Annotated in this window: 15 protein-coding genes; 9 read left to right on the top strand and 6 right to left on the bottom strand. The window is 57.8% G+C overall.

Annotated elements, in window-relative coordinates; genetic code table 11:
- Positions 1-68: 68 nt before the first annotated feature.
- Positions 69-797, bottom strand: a complete 729-nt coding sequence (locus BUA39_RS11585; RefSeq protein WP_110721846.1) for a phosphodiester glycosidase family protein — start codon at positions 795-797, stop codon at positions 69-71.
- Positions 794-1,207 (bottom strand): 30S ribosome-binding factor RbfA, encoded by a 414-nt coding sequence (gene rbfA / locus BUA39_RS11580; protein WP_072793375.1) that lies wholly within the window; start codon positions 1,205-1,207, stop codon positions 794-796. The genes BUA39_RS11585 and rbfA overlap by 4 nt, the downstream gene beginning before the upstream one ends.
- 84 nt (positions 1,208-1,291) lie before the next feature.
- Here rbfA and dapB point away from each other — a divergent pair, with 84 nt between their 5' ends.
- On the top strand, positions 1,292-2,101 hold the full coding sequence (gene dapB / locus BUA39_RS11575) for a 4-hydroxy-tetrahydrodipicolinate reductase (protein WP_072793374.1): 810 nt from the start codon (positions 1,292-1,294) through the stop codon (positions 2,099-2,101).
- A gap of 25 nt (positions 2,102-2,126) precedes the next feature.
- Here the strand turns inward: dapB and BUA39_RS11570 are convergent, their stop codons facing one another.
- Positions 2,127-2,504, bottom strand: a complete 378-nt coding sequence (locus BUA39_RS11570) for a DUF983 domain-containing protein (protein WP_072793373.1) — start codon at positions 2,502-2,504, stop codon at positions 2,127-2,129.
- Positions 2,505-2,623: 119 nt separating this feature from the next.
- Complete coding sequence (locus BUA39_RS11565; protein ID WP_072793372.1) at positions 2,624-2,809, bottom strand: DUF1674 domain-containing protein; 186 nt, start codon at positions 2,807-2,809, stop codon at positions 2,624-2,626.
- A gap of 90 nt (positions 2,810-2,899) precedes the next feature.
- On the opposite strand from BUA39_RS11565, the gene BUA39_RS11560 reads away from it, so the two are divergent.
- The 8 genes from BUA39_RS11560 (at position 2,900) to BUA39_RS11525 (ending at position 12,128) form a co-directional block, all read left to right on the top strand.
- Positions 2,900-4,168: an RsmB/NOP family class I SAM-dependent RNA methyltransferase gene (locus BUA39_RS11560; RefSeq protein ID WP_072793371.1), complete on the top strand. Its 1,269-nt coding sequence runs from the start codon at positions 2,900-2,902 to the stop codon at positions 4,166-4,168.
- Between the two features lie 114 nt (positions 4,169-4,282).
- Positions 4,283-6,025: a heparinase II/III family protein gene (locus BUA39_RS11555; RefSeq protein ID WP_072793370.1), complete on the top strand. Its 1,743-nt coding sequence runs from the start codon at positions 4,283-4,285 to the stop codon at positions 6,023-6,025.
- A 16-nt stretch (positions 6,026-6,041) separates the two neighbouring features.
- Positions 6,042-7,631: a bifunctional phosphoribosylaminoimidazolecarboxamide formyltransferase/IMP cyclohydrolase gene (purH, locus tag BUA39_RS11550; protein ID WP_072793369.1), complete on the top strand. Its 1,590-nt coding sequence runs from the start codon at positions 6,042-6,044 to the stop codon at positions 7,629-7,631.
- Positions 7,632-7,766: 135 nt separating this feature from the next.
- Positions 7,767-8,237, top strand: a complete 471-nt coding sequence (gene lspA / locus BUA39_RS11545) for a signal peptidase II (protein ID WP_072793368.1) — start codon at positions 7,767-7,769, stop codon at positions 8,235-8,237.
- Between the two features lie 50 nt (positions 8,238-8,287).
- Complete coding sequence (locus BUA39_RS11540; RefSeq protein ID WP_072793367.1) at positions 8,288-8,803, top strand: DUF3035 domain-containing protein; 516 nt, start codon at positions 8,288-8,290, stop codon at positions 8,801-8,803.
- Positions 8,804-8,904: 101 nt separating this feature from the next.
- Positions 8,905-10,257 carry a M16 family metallopeptidase gene (locus BUA39_RS11535; RefSeq protein WP_072793366.1) on the top strand — a complete coding sequence of 451 codons (1,353 nt, stop codon included), beginning with the start codon at positions 8,905-8,907 and terminating at the stop codon, positions 10,255-10,257.
- A complete protein-coding gene (locus BUA39_RS11530) occupies positions 10,254-11,549 on the top strand; it encodes a M16 family metallopeptidase (protein WP_072793365.1) in 1,296 nt (431 codons plus the stop codon). Before BUA39_RS11535 ends, BUA39_RS11530 begins: the two co-directional genes overlap by 4 nt.
- A gap of 57 nt (positions 11,550-11,606) precedes the next feature.
- Positions 11,607-12,128 (top strand): GNAT family N-acetyltransferase, encoded by a 522-nt coding sequence (locus BUA39_RS11525; protein ID WP_072793364.1) that lies wholly within the window; start codon positions 11,607-11,609, stop codon positions 12,126-12,128.
- A 19-nt stretch (positions 12,129-12,147) separates the two neighbouring features.
- Here the strand turns inward: BUA39_RS11525 and BUA39_RS11520 are convergent, their stop codons facing one another.
- Positions 12,148-12,828 carry an NAD(P)H-binding protein gene (locus tag BUA39_RS11520; RefSeq protein WP_072793363.1) on the bottom strand — a complete coding sequence of 227 codons (681 nt, stop codon included), beginning with the start codon at positions 12,826-12,828 and terminating at the stop codon, positions 12,148-12,150.
- Positions 12,825-15,170, bottom strand: a complete 2,346-nt coding sequence (locus BUA39_RS11515; RefSeq protein WP_072793362.1) for an aldehyde dehydrogenase family protein — start codon at positions 15,168-15,170, stop codon at positions 12,825-12,827. Before BUA39_RS11515 ends, BUA39_RS11520 begins: the two co-directional genes overlap by 4 nt.
- Between the last annotated feature and the right edge of the window lie 9 nt (positions 15,171-15,179).

Raw genomic sequence — 15,179 nt, 5'->3', positions numbered from 1 at the left:
TTGTTACAAGTCGCGCGGCCTACAAAATAGCGGGCCTGTCGTCAATTGACGATGGTGTTTGGGTTGCCTTATTCGACCACGCCTATGATCGGTCCCATCCAAAAGCCGGGATCGTCGCGCCCGATGGATGGCGCATAGAGGCGGCTGATTTTGCCGTCCAGAAACAGTGCCTGCGGCAGGCCAAGCGCATCCCTGAAGAAACTGGCGAAGGTGTGAAAGGTGACGCTGTTCTCAGATTTTACAAAGACAACCTTTGTTCCATCTTCTGAGGTGCCAACGCCATTGCGGATGAATTTCGATGTGCTGTTTTCCAAGAACTTTGGGTGCAGGGCACCATCAATCACCAACATTGGGCCGGATTGAGTCGCGTATTCACATGCGGTCGCAGCCTTTTGAAACCGCTTGGATTCAATCACATCAGCGCGACCCGCGCGGATGCAGAAGACACCGTTTGGGACGAGCCCAAAATTCCCCGGACCCGCATTCGGAAAAAGCTCCTGAGATTGGTTTCCGTTTTCGACGTAATATCCAACCGGGCGGCGGTCTGGGTGATACATGCCGCCGTTCATCGCAAAACTTAAGGTTTGCGTCTCGGGCAGTGCTTGCGCGATGGCATCAAAGTGACCGTAGATATTGCCGGAATCATCGCGCAGAAACAGTCGGATGTCCTCGGTTGTGGCGTCGACCTTGCAGACCGTGTAGCGATCACCCTGATAGGCATCCTCGTTGCAGGTGACCGCGCTGGCGGCAATCGGCCAGACTGCAAAGCTTGCGATCAGGCCAATCAGAAACTTCAACCCTCGTCCCCGTCCGGTGCACCGACGTCTCGACGCACGCGTTCATCGTCCAGCAGACGGCGCGTTTCGTCCATTTGATCATAGGTGCGATCAAGCTGAAACCGCAGCTCCGGCGTGTGCTTCAGGCCGAGCTTCTTGCCAATGATGCGCCGTAACTCGTAAGTGTTGTTAGACAAAAGTTTCAGGACGTCCTCTTTGCCCTTGCCGCCAAGCGGAAGCACATAGGCCGTCGCAATACGCAAATCAGGCGAGGTGCGGACCTCTCCGACGGTGATCGACATGCGGTTCAGGTCCGGGTCGTGGAGGTCGCCACGCATCAATACTTCGGACAGGGCACGGCGAATAACCTCACCGACCCGCAACTGACGCTGGGATGGACCCGCGTCGCCTTGAAAGCTCTTCTTTGCCATAGCCGTCACTTATGCTCTTTCGGCCCCTTTGCCAAGCGGGGCGGATTGCAGTAAAGGCAGGGCCATAGCGCATAGGAGACTAAGATGGAAGACCTGCCAGGGATCGTGATTACAGGGGCATCGGGCCGCATGGGGCAGATGCTGATCAAGACTGTTGTCGAAAGCGATAAGGCGAAACTGGCGGGCGCGGTGGAGCGGACGGGCCACGCTTGGATCGGACAAGATGTTGGCGTTGCGATGGGGGGCGCACCCTTGGGTGTGACTGTGACCGACAAACCGCTTGAAGCCTTTGCCAATGCGCAGGCCGTGATCGATTTCACCGCGCCTGAGGCAACGCTTGAATTCTCCAAACTGGCGGCGCAGGCGCGTGCGGTCCACGTGATCGGTACGACGGGCATGACCGATGCACAGATCAAACAGCTGGAGCCTGCTTCTTATCATGCGGTCATCGTGCGTGCCGGTAACATGAGCCTTGGGGTGAACCTGCTGACGGTGCTGACACAGAAAGTCGCGGCCGCGTTGGATGAAGATTTTGACATTGAGATCATCGAAGCGCACCACCACCACAAAGTGGATGCCCCCTCTGGCACCGCATTGATGCTGGGTGAAGCCGCTGCTGCAGGGCGTGGCGTTGACCTAGCGGATGTGTCCGACCGTGGGCGCGATGGCATCACCGGCGCGCGCAAAAAAGGCGACATCGGGTTCACCGCGATCCGGGGCGGCGATATCGTGGGCGAACATGATGTGCTCTTTGCAGCAGCAGGGGAACGGATCACCCTGCGCCACGTCGCAACCGATCGCGCGATATTCGCGCGCGGCGCTCTAAAGGCGGCACTTTGGGGTCAGGACAAAATGCCCGGTCACTATAGTATGTTGGATGTGCTGGGGCTTTGACCCCAGCTATTCTCTGACTTAGCGGTCAGCGGATGTCAAATCCGTGCATACGTTTGGCCCACTGATACGCCACGATCATGCCTTTGACGCGCGGTAGCATGGCCAAAGCCGTTACCAACGCGATTGCACTGATCGTCAACGCCATGGTCAAGGCGGATGGACGCCAGAATTCCCACATCATGGTGAGCGCAAAGATCATCACGTGACCCACGATCAGAATGGTCACATAGGCCGGGCCATCATCAGCGCGGTGGTGATGAAACTCTTCGTGGCAAACCGAGCATTCGTCGTGCACCTTCAGGTAGCTGTGCAGAATCTTGCCCTCGCCGCAGTTTGGGCATCGCAACGCGAGACCCTTTTTCACCGCAGGCATCAATGGGCGGTCCATCGTCAGTTCAGTCATAGCGCGTTCCAATTGTTTACAACCTGCACCTACGCCTTGAACCTTGTTAGTTCAATTCTGAGACCTGCGACCAAGGCGCACGGTTGCGCGCAGTGCAAGGCACAGATGTGCAGGGTACATCAGAAGTCTACCGCAATTCCCTTTTTTTCCCAATCACCGTAACGCACGGGTTCCGGGCCATCGCGGCCGCCGAGTTCTGGCGCAAGTTCCAGCTCCTTAGCTTTCTTGCGGCGCTCCTCTGCCTCTGCCAATGCGCGTTGGGCTGCGGCAGGCAATGCCGAGATATCTCTTTCGGATTCGCTCATTGTGCGCCTTCCTTTCTAATATGCCTCTTGATATACGCCCCCATCCCGCTTGGACAAGACCAAGGTGGGGCATGGCAAAAGAGGTCCCACATGGCGCAAACAGGTGTTCAGGCACGACGGTCGGCAGTTTATCTGCTGGATCAGGTGATCGGCGAGGGGCGGCTTCTGTCTGAAGTTATCGCGGCAGGCGCGCTGGAACGCTTACAACCGGCAGAACGCGCGACAGCGCAGCGGCTGGCGCTGGAGACTCTGCGTGGGTTGGAGCGTGCGGATCGCCTTTTGCAAAAACACTTGCAGAAGTACCCGCCGCTGACCGTGCGCAATGCGCTGCGGGTGGCGACGGTAGAGCTGTGCCAAGGCGGAGCGGCGCACGGCATTGTGAACAGTGCCGTCAGTATCGTTGGCGCCAACAAGCGGACCGCGACCATGAAAGGCTTGGTCAATGCGGTCTTGCGCAAAGTGGCCGACGCCGGACCAGAGGCATGGGATAGCCTGCGCATTCCGCGTCTGCCGAAATGGCTGCGGGAACCGTTGGTTTCTGCCTATGGCGGCGATGTTATGCAAGCGATCGAGAAAGCGCATTTTGACGGTGCACCGTTGGATTTGACAGCCAAGGGTGACAAAGGCGCGTTGCAGCGTTCACTCGGCGGCACGTTGTTAGAGACCGGTAGCGTTCGGTTGGAGGAGGCCGGGCAGGTCTCGATGATGCCGGGCTTTAAGAAAGGCAGCTGGTGGGTGCAGGATGCAGCGGCGGCTTTACCCGTGCAAATCCTCAAACCTCAGCAAGAGGAAGCGATTCTAGAACTCTGCGCCGCCCCGGGCGGCAAAACCATGCAACTGGCCGCAGCAGGTGCCAAGGTGCGCGCAGTCGACAATAACGCCTCGCGCATGGAGCGCGTGCGCGAGAACCTGAAACGCACCAAGCTTGAAGCCGAATTGGTGGTGGGTGATGCATTGGTTGAAACCGGGTCCTGGGGGGCGATCCTGCTAGATGCACCTTGTTCTGCGACCGGAACCATCCGCCGCCACCCGGATTTGCCGCATGCCAAAGATGGCAGTGAGTTTGGGGAGTTGATCCATTTGCAAGCCACCATGCTGGACCACGCGATTGACCTGCTCAAGCCCGGTGGGCGCTTGGTTTATTGCACTTGCTCGCTCTTGCCAGACGAAGGCGAATGCCAGGTCGAAGACGCTTTGACGCGTCACACGAATGTCAAAGCCGATGTCGACGCCTTGCGAATTCCGGGAGTTGAGGAAGACTGGATCACCGAAGAAGGCGGCCTGAGACTACGCCCAGATTATTGGGCCGACAAAGGCGGCATGGACGGATTTTACATTGCCTGTCTCGTAAAGGCCTAATCACGCTACCGGCGATCATCTGCCTGTCGGGCAGCCAGTGATTGAATCGGTGACTTTGATCGCAATGCCGGGTAGACTTTGCCGAAACGCCACCAGAGCGTAAGAGGCAGACCAATGCTCAACCCAAATCGCCTTGGGACGCGATACACACGTGCCATGCACCGCCTTCAAGCGCGGCTGAGCACTTTGGCGCGCCCTGCCACCTTGCTGACATCAATGCCAGAACCGCGCACGATTGGCTCTTTTGCGAAGGGGCGGCAGTTGCTTGCGGGGAATTTCCTTCTTGCGGGCCACCTGATTGTGTCCCCAAAAGCCTCGATCTGGGATATCGACCCACCCGACCTTGAATTTGAACACGACCTGCACGGCTTTGCTTGGCTTGATGATCTTGCGGCCGTAGGGGATAGCATAGCGCGCCAAAAGGCGCAGGCCTGGACCTGGCAATGGATCGACACATGCGGGGCAGGGCGCGGGGCGGGGTGGCTGCCGGAACTTACGGGCCGTCGTTTGATCCGCTGGATCAACCACGCCATCTTTTTGCTGCAAGGGCAGGATAAATCCAAGACCGATGCATTCTATCGTTCGCTCGGGCAGCAGGTGATCTTTCTGAGCCGTCGGTATTCAACCGCTGTGCCCGGCTTGCCAAAGTTCGAGGCTTTGACCGGGCTGATCTATGCCGGTCTTGCTTTGGAAGGCATGGCGCGCCACGTGGACCCGGCCCTGAAGGCGCTCACCCGTGAATGTAAGCGCCAGATTGATGAGCAGGGCGGCTTGGCGACGCGCAATCCCGAGGAACTGCTTGAAGTGCTGACGCTGCTCACTTGGGCGCGCACGGCGCTTGAAGATGTTGGCCGCACGCCGAGTGACACGCACCGCGACGCCATACGCCGTATTGCGCCCACGCTGCGCACCCTGCGCCATGCTGACGGCGGGCTGGCGCGGTTTCATGGCGGCGGGCGCGGCCTAGAGGGTCGGCTTGATGCGGCACTTGCTGCCTGCCGTGTCAAAGATCGCCAAGCGGACGGGTTGGCGATGGGCTATGCGCGGCTGTCAGCCGGACGCACGAGCATCATTATGGATGCCAGCAAACCCCCGACAGGTGAGAATTCTTATAACGCGCATGCGTCCACCTTGGCGTTCGAAATGACCAGTGGTCGCCGCCCGGTCATTGTGAATTGCGGTTCCGGCGTTTCTTTTGGTGAAGACTGGCGGCGTGCCGGGCGCGCCACGCCAAGCCACAGCACAATTTCTCTGGATGGGTTTTCATCCGCGCGCCTCGGCGAAAGCGGCAAGGGCTGGCGCGAGGAACAGCTGGTGGATGCGCCGACAGAAGTGCCGGTGCAGATGAGCAATGCCAATGATGGTATTCGGCTTGAGGGTGGGCACAATGGCTATGTCGACACCCATGGCTTGACCCATGCACGCACACTGGAACTGACCTTCGATGGTCGCGGGCTGGCGGGTGAGGACCTTCTGCTTGCCCTGAATGACACGGCCAAACGGCAATTTGACCGGGTTCTTGATGCCAAGAACCTTCAAGGCGTACCCTTTCAAGCGCGATTCCATCTGCACCCTGATGTAGACGCGACAGTTGATTTGGGCGGCGCTGCGGTCTCCATCGCGCTCAAAAGCGGTGAAATCTGGGTCTTTCGCCACAACTCAAAGGCGACTATGACGCTGAGCTCCTCTGTTTACCTAGAAAAAGGCCGATTAAAGCCCCGTGCGGCCAAACAGATCGTTTTATCCGGTGTCGCAATGGAGTATGCGACGCGCATCCGGTGGTCACTGGCCAAGGCGCAGGAAACGTCAATCGCCATTCGAGACCTCAACCGGGATGAGCTGGACCTGACCTATTGATTGGACTTCTGACCTGATGACCGACCTGACACCTATTCGCCGCGCTTTGCTTTCTGTTTCCGACAAAACCGGCCTGATTGATCTTGGCCAAGCGCTGGCTGCGCGCGGTGTGGAACTTTTGTCCACTGGTGGGTCCGCCAAGGCGCTGCGTGATGCTGGCTTGACGGTCAAAGACGTGTCCGATGTCACAGGCTTTCCAGAAATGATGGACGGTCGCGTTAAGACGCTGCACCCGAAGGTGCATGGCGGCTTGCTAGCGCTGCGGTCCAATCCTGAACATGTTGCTGCAATGGAAGAGCACGGCATCGGTGGGATCGATTTGCTGGTCGTGAACCTGTATCCGTTTGAAGCCACCGTGGCGGCGGGCGGCGATTATCAGACCTGTATCGAAAACATCGACATTGGCGGCCCGGCGATGATCCGCGCGGCGTCCAAGAACCACGATGATGTGGCTGTGATCGTCGACGTTCAAGACTACGACGCGCTGCTGGCGGAACTGGACGCAAACGACGGTCAGACAACCTATGCCTTCCGCCGCAAGCAGGCACAGATCGCCTATGCGCGCACAGCGGCCTATGACGCAGCAGTGTCCAACTGGATGGCCGCTGCAATTGGCGAGGAAACGCCACGCCGCCGCGCCGTTGCTGGCGAGTTGGTCCAGACATTGCGTTATGGCGAAAACAGCCATCAGCAAGCAGCGTTCTACACGGACGGGTCCGGTCGTCAGGGCGTTGCGACCGCGACCCAGCTGCAGGGCAAGGAACTGTCCTATAACAACATCAACGACACCGACGCGGCATTTGAACTGGTCGCGGAATTTGATCCAGAAAACGGCCCTGCTGTGGCAATCATCAAACATGCCAACCCGTGCGGTGTGGCGGTTGGTGAAACACTGGTCGAAGCCTATCAAAAGGCGTTTGACTGTGACCGGACTTCTGCGTTCGGTGGCATTGTCGCACTGAACCAGCCGTTGGATGCAGAGACCGCAAAGAAGATCACCGAGATTTTCACCGAGGTCGTCATCGCGCCGGGCGCGTCTAATGAAGCGAAAGAAATCTTTGCGGCCAAGAAAAACCTACGTCTGCTGTTGACCGATGGCCTGCCCGACCCGCGCAAGCCGATCATGGCCTATAAACAAGTCGCAGGTGGCATGCTGGTGCAGGACAAGGACGTTGGCGCCGTGGCTGCAGACGAATTGAAAGTTGTGACGAAGAAAGCGCCGACCGACGCACAGATGGCTGACCTGCAATTTGCGTGGAAAGTAGCGAAACACGTGAAGTCGAACGCCATTGTCTACGTGAAAAACGGCGCAACCGTTGGCGTTGGTGCCGGTCAAATGAGCCGCTTGGACAGTGCCAACGTGGCCGCCGCCAAAGCAGAGCGGATGGCCAAGGAGTTGGGCTTGGATGAAAGCCTCGCCAAAGGGTCTGCGGTTGCCTCTGACGCGTTCTTCCCATTTGCCGATGGCTTGCTCGAAGCCGCAGCAGCAGGGGGGACTTGCGTGATCCAGCCGGGCGGCTCTATGCGTGACGAAGAAGTGATCAAAGCAGCAGATGACGCGGGCATCGCCATGGTATTTACCGGCATGCGTCACTTCCGTCACTAAGGTGGCACAGCACATGGCCTGTCCAGACCATTGGGCGGGCCAGATGGCTCCCAGTAGAGGCCCAAAGGGTCCAGCCAGGGATCGCGGTACAACCGCAAACCACGGTCGGGGTGGTTATTGGAAAGGAAACGAGTGATGAAACTCGTCTTTTGGGCAGGATTTTGGGCGTTCCTTGTGGATCAGGCGACGAAGTATTTCGTCGTGCACGTATTGGCGTTGCGCGAAGTTGGGCAGATCGAAGTTCTCCCGCCGCTGTTGAACTTCCACATGGCATGGAACAAAGGTATCAACTTTGGGCTTTTTGCCGATGGCTCTGACATCGCGCGCTGGATCCTGATCGCAATTGCGCTCTTGATTTCGGGTTTTGTGTATTACTGGGTCACCAAAGATCGCCCCGGAAAACTTGGATTGATCGCCGCAGGTCTTTTGATCGGCGGCGCGCTGGGCAATGTTGTGGACCGGCTGCTTTACGGTGCGGTCGCGGATTTTCTGAACATGTCCTGTTGCGGCGTTGTGAATCCCTATGCGTTCAATGTCGCCGACATATCGATCTTCGCGGGCGCGCTAGGCCTTGCCTTTTGGGGCGGGTCGCAAAAGCAGGCGTGACCTTGGGCCAGTGATGGGGTAAAGCTGGGCGAAACGGCAGGAGTTTCTCAATGCGCGCGACGCGAGCGGTCATTTTTGGAGTAGCCATTCTGGTGTCAGCCTGTGCCAATGAGCGCGGCATCCGCGTTTTGTCTTCTGATGATAATGGACCGGACGAATTCGCGATCATCCCGTCCAAACCGCTGACCCAGCCTGAAAACTACACGTCCTTGCCTGCACCAACGCCCGGTGGGTCGAACCTGACTGACCAAGACCCGCTGAACGACGTCAATGTGGCGCTTGGGGGCCGTGCGCAGCCCACACCAGAGGCAGGCACGTTTGCTGCCGCTGATTCAGCGCTGGTTGGCTATGTGGCGCGCAATGGCGGCACAGCGGGCATCCGCGAACAGTTGGCAACCGATGACGAGGCAGTGCGCGGGCGATTCTCACGCTTCACCGGATGGCGTTTGGCCAACCCGGACCGCTACAACGAAGTCTATCGGTTCTATCATCTGAACCCTTATTCAGAATTGGCGCGCTGGCGTGCAGCCGGTGTGAAAACACCCACTGCCCCGCCTCCAAATTGATCTGTTAAGCAGCTGACCTGCGCCTCACAAAGATGTTTGTGGGGTTGAAGCCCTTTCTGCACGACGTAACTATCATCTGTAGATGAACCAAGGAGAGTTGTATGCGGCGTTTGCTGGTACTGGTCGGGATTGCGATGGCAACTGCCCTGCCTTTGAAGGCGCAAGAGGCGGTTACGGATTTTGTGCTGGGCAATGGGATGCAAGTCGTTGTGGTTGAAGATCACCGCGCGCCTGTCGTGACCCATATGGTTTGGTACAAAGCTGGGTCCGCCGATGAAGACCCCGGTGTTTCCGGCGTGGCGCACTTCCTAGAGCACTTGCTATTCAAAGGCACAGATAAGCTTGAACCCGGCGAATTTTCCCGCGTGGTCAGCGAAAACGGTGGGCGTGACAACGCCTTTACCAGCTACGATTACACCGCCTATTATCAGCGCGTTGCAGCCGATCGGTTGGAACTGATGATGCAGATGGAAAGCGACCGGATGGTTAATCTGCGCCTGTCCGAAGGTGACATTCTGACCGAGCGCGATGTCATCATCGAAGAACGCAACCAACGCACCGAAAACAGCGCCGGTGCGCTTTTTCGTGAACAACGCAATGCCGCGCAGTATCTCAATCATCGCTATGGCGTGCCGATCATCGGTTGGCGGCACGAGATGGAGACACTCGATCTGCAGGACGCGCTGGCTTACTACGAAGAGTTCTATGCCCCTAACAATGCGATCCTGATCGTCGCTGGGGATGTCGATCCTGAAAACGTGAAGGCGCTGGCCGAAACCTATTACGGTGTGATCCCGCCCAACCCTGACCTAAAGGAAAGAGCGCGGCCGCAAGAACCGCCACAGACGTCTGCTCGGCGCATGCAATTTTTTGATGCGCGCGTCGCGCAGGAATATGTGACGCGCTCTTATCTTGCGCCGGAACGGGACGCCGGGGATCAAAAGGAAGCCGCTGCGCTGACGATCTTGGCACAGGTTTTGGGAAGCGGTCCCAACTCTGTTCTGGCGCAGAAATTGCAGTTTGGCACGCAGCAGGCGGTTTATGTTTCAGCGTTCTACAGCGGTGTTTCACTGGATGATACGACTTTCAATTTGGTGATCGTGCCTTCGCAGGGCGTGACCCTTGAGGAGGCCGAGGCCGCCCTTGACGGGGCCGTCGCCGAATTCATGCAAGAAGGCGTCGACGCGGAACATCTTGAACGGATCAAGATGCAGCTGCGTGCGCAGCAGATCTATGCGCGGGACTCTTCTGACAGTGTCGGCAATCGTTATGGTCGTGCACTGACCAGCGGGCTGACAATTGCAGATATTCAGGCTTGGCCCGATCTGCTTCAAGCCGTCACCGAAGAAGACATTTTAGCGGCGGCAGATCGCGTCTTTGAAATCGACAATTCGGTAACGGGCTGGTTGATGCGTCCGGTGACTGAGGCCGCAGAAGAGGGGGTAAGCCAATGATCCGATATCTTTTGGCAGCGATTGTCCTGATGGCGGCCCTCCCGGCGCGCGCTGAAATCGAGATTAAGGAAATCGCCAGCCCACAAGGCACAAAGGCCTGGCTGGTCGAAGAACATTCGATCCCATTTGTCGCGCTGAATGTATGGTTCCGGGGCGGCGCATCATTGGACCTGCCCGGCAAGCGTGGGGCGACAAACTTGATGGTGGGCCTTCTTGAAGAAGGCACCGGCGACATGGACGCGCAGGACTTCGCCCGCGAAGCCGAAGAACTGGCAGCAGAGTTCGAGTACGAAGCCTATGACGATGTCGTTGCCATTTCGGCCCGGTTTTTGACAGAAAACCGGGATCAGGCGGTGGACCTTCTGCGCAAATCCGTGGTCGAACCGCGCTTCGATAAAATCTCCGTGGACCGCGTGCGGGAGCAGGTGCTGTCGATCATCCGCTCGGACGCGAAGGACCCGGATAAGATAGCAAGCCAGACATTCGACGCGCTGGCATTCGCCGGTCATCCTTACGCGACCTCGTTAAATGGCAACGAAGAATCCGTCGCCGCGTTGACACGCGATGATATCGTCAAAGCACATCAAAATGCATTGGCCTTAGACAATGTCTATGTCTCTGCCGTTGGTGACATCACGGCAGAAGAGTTGGGAGACTTGATCGACCGGCTTTTGGCCGGGCTGCCGGAAAACTCTGCGCCTTTGCCAGGCGATGCGACTTACCAACTGGCGGGCGGGGAGACATTGGTTGATTTTGCGACGCCGCAATCCGTCGCCATCTTTGGCCATGAGGGGATCAAACGAGATGACCCAGATTTCTTTGCGGCCTATATCCTGAACCACATCCTTGGCGGGTCTGGTTTTGAAAGCCGACTGATGAACGAAGTGCGCGAGAAACGCGGCCTGACCTACGGCATTTCGTCATTCCTGATCGCCAAGGATTTTGGCCAGCTTTACCTCGGCAGCGTTGCCTCCGCCAATGACCGCATCAATCAGGCGACCGACGTGATCCGGGCGGAATGGACCCGGATGGCAGAGGAAGGCCCCACCGCCGAAGAGCTTGAACGTGCCAAAACCTATTTGACCGGTGCCTATCCGTTGCGGTTTGATGGCAACGGACCAATCGCAAATATTCTGGTCGGCATGCAAATGGATGACTTGCCCATCGACTATGTGGTGACCCGAAATGACAAGGTGAATGCGGTCACGCTTGAGGACATCCGCCGTGTCGCCAAGCGCATTCTGCGCCCGGAAGATCTGCATTTTGTGATTGTCGGTCAGCCAGAAGGGTAACGATTTGCGGAATGATGACGGCTAGGCGCGGCGAAGGTCGCTCTGGGAAGGAGCCAAATGATCACCGATTTTGAAACGTCCCGCTTGCGGGTTCGAAACTGGAAGGACGTGCTTTCAAACGGCATGGCTCCGCGTTGGCTTGAAAAAGGGCTCGCCCAGCTTCTGACTCCTAAAGTGCTTGAACACCTCCCGCCGTCGCTGCAACTGTCGGGCGGAAAGTCAGAGATTGCCGATTGGGTCGCGCTTCAAGCGGGCGAGGGTGAGACATACCTTGTGCAAGATCGCCATTCCGGTGCCTTGCTGGGTCTCTTGATTTTGGCCGCTTTTGGCGAAAGCCCCGCGCCCATTCAGCTGCATATCGGCTACCTGTTGGCAGAGGAGGCTTGGGGCAAAGGGATTGCGACTGAACTGGTGGCTGGGCTGGTGAAAGGTCTGCCCGAAGGTCGGAATATCACTGTGATGGGAGGTGTCGGTCACGACAATCCCGGCTCTGCAAAGGTGTTGGAACGGTCTGGATTCACAATCAGCGATGACCATTCGTCAGAAGACACGCAGATGTTCGTGCTTCACAAACCATAAGGCATGAGTTATTGCGCGTTTAGCCAATCGTAAGCGATTGAAAGTCGTCCCATTCCAGCACTTCTGTCCCAGACCCGGCAACAGCGCTGTTCCGCGCGATTGCGCGACCCAATGTCTCCACCCGGACGCCGCGAAATTTGCGCAGGGGGCCAGATAAGATCGGGGTCAATCGCGGCCAGACCGCAAGAACGATGGCCTGCCCCAACCCATACCGGTTTTGCGGCGTCAGGATATTTGACGGGTGAAACAGGCTAAGGCGCTTGAACTCCATCTCGCTTAGGGCGTTTTCAAGTTCACCTTTGCTGCGCAGGTAAAACATCCGCGACTCGGCGGAGACCCCGACAGAGGACAGTAGCTGAAAATGTGCGCAACCCGCTGCGCGCACGGCTTCGCCAAAAGCGATGACGGCATCGCGGTCGATGCGCAGGAACTCTTCTTTCGACACGGACGACACTGCGCCAACGCCGAGCGTACAGATGGCCACCTCATGCCCTGCCAGCAGATGCTGGTAGGTTTCGGGATCAAGCGGGTCGACAATGTGCTCAGCAAATTTGTCAGATTGCACGGCGGTCAGCGCCCGGCGGGTTAAAACGGTGACTTTGGCAATTTCAGGCGTCACCGCCAGTTCGCGCAGGACCTCGGTGCCGACCGCGCCGGTGGCACCAAGGATGACGACATTCTTGCCCTGCGACCCGGTCATTCGCCGTATGGGATCCAGATGTTCTTGACCACTGTCGCTGCCTCTAGGAAGTCTTTGCCTTCGCCTGCGGCCCCCATCCAGTCACGGCTTTGTCCGTTGTTGGCCCAAGTGCGTTTCAGGTTGCCCGCGCTTGCACCTTCGATCAGCCCAGAAATATCGCTGCTTGAGAAACTCCAGACCGCATCGACGTTCAGATGGTCTGCGAGCGTCTTTGCAAGTTCCTCATGATTGCCCGACAGGATGTTGACCACTCCGGCTGGAACGTCCGAGGTTTCCAGAACTTGATAGAAGTCGAGCGCCGCAAGGGGGTAAGCTTCGGATGCGGTCAAAACCACACGGTTGCCCATCGCAATCGCCGGGGCCATCGCCGAGACAAGGCCAAGCAAGGGTGCTTCGTCCGCGCAGAGCGCGCCAATGACTCCAACGGGTTCCTTCATCGCCAAAGCGACACCGCGGATCGGCACGCCATGGGCCTGCCCATCATATTTGTCAGCCCAAGCGGCATAGGTGAACAGGCGCGAAATCGCTGCTTGCACCTCTTTGTCGCCACCCTTTTTGCCGGTCAGCGCATCAATGCGTGCTGCGAATTCATCGGCGCGGGCAGAGAGGTTTTCGGCAATGTAGTAAAGGATCTGTGCCCGCAGGTGGCCTGTGGTTTTGGACCATGCACTGGCACCCGCAGCAGCTTCGACCGCGTTGCGCACATCTTTACGGTTGGCGATGGGTGCCTGTCCCAGAAGCTTGCCATTCTTGGCATAGATATTCTGCGAATAACCACCATCAGGCCGCGCTTGCTTGCCTCCGATATAAAGCTTGGCGGTGCGATCCAGAGGATCGACAGGGCCATCTTCGCCGATGAACGCTTCGATTTTCGTGAGGGATTTCGTGCTGGCTTTTGGTTTGGTGTAGGCCGCCAAGCCTTCCCAGCCACCTTCACGTCCAAAACCGCTTTCTCGCACGCCACCAAAACCCGCTGCCGCGTCAAAGAGGTTGGTGGCGTTGACCCAGACCATACCGGCGGTGAGTTTCGGGGCAATGTCCAATGCAAGGTTCACATTCTCGGTCCAAAGCGTTGCCGCCAGACCGTAGCGGGTGTTGTTGGCGATCTCGACGGCTTCACCCGGTGTGCGGAATGTCATCGCGCACAACACTGGGCCAAAAATTTCTTCCTGCATCAGCTTGGACGCGGTCGAAAGCCCGGTGATCAAGGTTGGTGGGTAGAAACAGCCTTCGGCCGGCACCGCTGTCGCCGCGCGGTAGATTTCGCCGTCGTCGTTGCTGTCGACCAAATCGGTTATCGTTTTCAGTTGAACCGGATCAACCACGGCACCCACGTCGATGCATTTGTCCAGCGGATTGCCAATCCGCAGCCCGTCCATGCGGGCTTTCAGTTTGGTGTAGAACCGATCTGCAATGCCTTCCTGAACCAACAAACGAGAGCCTGCGCAGCAGACTTGACCCTGGTTGAACCAAATCGCATCCACCAGTCCTTCGATGGCACTGTCGATGTCGGCATCTTCAAAGACGATATAGGGTGACTTGCCACCCAGTTCCAAAGTCAATGCTTTGCATGACCCAGCCGTGGCTTCGCGGATTTTGCGTCCAACAGACGTGGAGCCGGTGAAGGCGATCTTTTCGATGCCCTCGTGGTTCACAATCATTTCACCCACGGCACCGTCACCCGTGACGATGTTCACAACGCCTTTTGGCAGGCCCGCTTGGCGACAGATGTCCGCAAAAAGTAGCGCCGTGAGAGATGTGTATTCGGCGGGCTTAAGGACAACCGTGTTGCCCATGGCAATGGCTGGCGCGATTTTCCATGCGAGCATCAGAAGCGGGAAGTTCCAAGGGATGATCTGCCCACAAACGCCCAGCGCCTCGCGGTCTGGCAGTTCGCTGTCCATCAGTTGCGCCATGCCCGCGTGATAGTAGAAATGGCGATGCACTAAGGGGATATCGATGTCGCGGCTTTCGCGGATGGGCTTGCCGTTGTCCAACGTTTCAAGCACCGCGAATAGGCGGCTGTGTTTTTGGACCAAACGCGCGATGGCATAGAGATACCGCGCCCGACTGTGGCCGGGCAGTGCCGCCCATTTCTTTTGCGCCGCGCGCGCGGCTTTTACTGCTGTGTCGACATCATCCTGAGATGCTTGGGACAACTGCGCCAGCACTTCGCCGTTGGCTGGGTTCTTGCTGTCAAACCCTTCGGAAGGCGCTGTGAACTTGCCATTGATGAAGTGACCAAACGCTGAGCCCTGATCCACCAGCCATGCCAGTGCGTCAGCGGCAGATTCCGGGGCCGGGCCATAATCCATGGTTTCGAAAATTTCTTTGACGGTCATGGTCTTTCC

Source organism: Cognatishimia maritima, assembly GCF_900129685.1.
Lineage (GTDB): Bacteria > Pseudomonadota > Alphaproteobacteria > Rhodobacterales > Rhodobacteraceae > Cognatishimia > Cognatishimia maritima.
This window is presented reverse-complemented; position numbering and strand designations above follow the sequence as displayed.

Coding starts and splice junctions, on each gene's coding strand:
- BUA39_RS11535 (WP_072793366.1), top strand. CDS start 8,905: ATGCGGCGTTTGCTGGTACTGGTCGGGATTGCGATGGCAACTGCCCTG.
- BUA39_RS11525 (WP_072793364.1), top strand. CDS start 11,607: ATGATCACCGATTTTGAAACGTCCCGCTTGCGGGTTCGAAACTGGAAG.
- dapB (WP_072793374.1), top strand. CDS start 1,292: ATGGAAGACCTGCCAGGGATCGTGATTACAGGGGCATCGGGCCGCATG.
- BUA39_RS11555 (WP_072793370.1), top strand. CDS start 4,283: ATGCTCAACCCAAATCGCCTTGGGACGCGATACACACGTGCCATGCAC.
- BUA39_RS11530 (WP_072793365.1), top strand. CDS start 10,254: ATGATCCGATATCTTTTGGCAGCGATTGTCCTGATGGCGGCCCTCCCG.
- BUA39_RS11570 (WP_072793373.1), bottom strand. CDS start 2,504: ATGACTGAACTGACGATGGACCGCCCATTGATGCCTGCGGTGAAAAAG.
- BUA39_RS11560 (WP_072793371.1), top strand. CDS start 2,900: ATGGCGCAAACAGGTGTTCAGGCACGACGGTCGGCAGTTTATCTGCTG.
- BUA39_RS11515 (WP_072793362.1), bottom strand. CDS start 15,170: ATGACCGTCAAAGAAATTTTCGAAACCATGGATTATGGCCCGGCCCCG.
- BUA39_RS11520 (WP_072793363.1), bottom strand. CDS start 12,828: ATGACCGGGTCGCAGGGCAAGAATGTCGTCATCCTTGGTGCCACCGGC.
- BUA39_RS11540 (WP_072793367.1), top strand. CDS start 8,288: ATGCGCGCGACGCGAGCGGTCATTTTTGGAGTAGCCATTCTGGTGTCA.
- purH (WP_072793369.1), top strand. CDS start 6,042: ATGACCGACCTGACACCTATTCGCCGCGCTTTGCTTTCTGTTTCCGAC.
- lspA (WP_072793368.1), top strand. CDS start 7,767: ATGAAACTCGTCTTTTGGGCAGGATTTTGGGCGTTCCTTGTGGATCAG.
- BUA39_RS11565 (WP_072793372.1), bottom strand. CDS start 2,809: ATGAGCGAATCCGAAAGAGATATCTCGGCATTGCCTGCCGCAGCCCAA.
- rbfA (WP_072793375.1), bottom strand. CDS start 1,207: ATGGCAAAGAAGAGCTTTCAAGGCGACGCGGGTCCATCCCAGCGTCAG.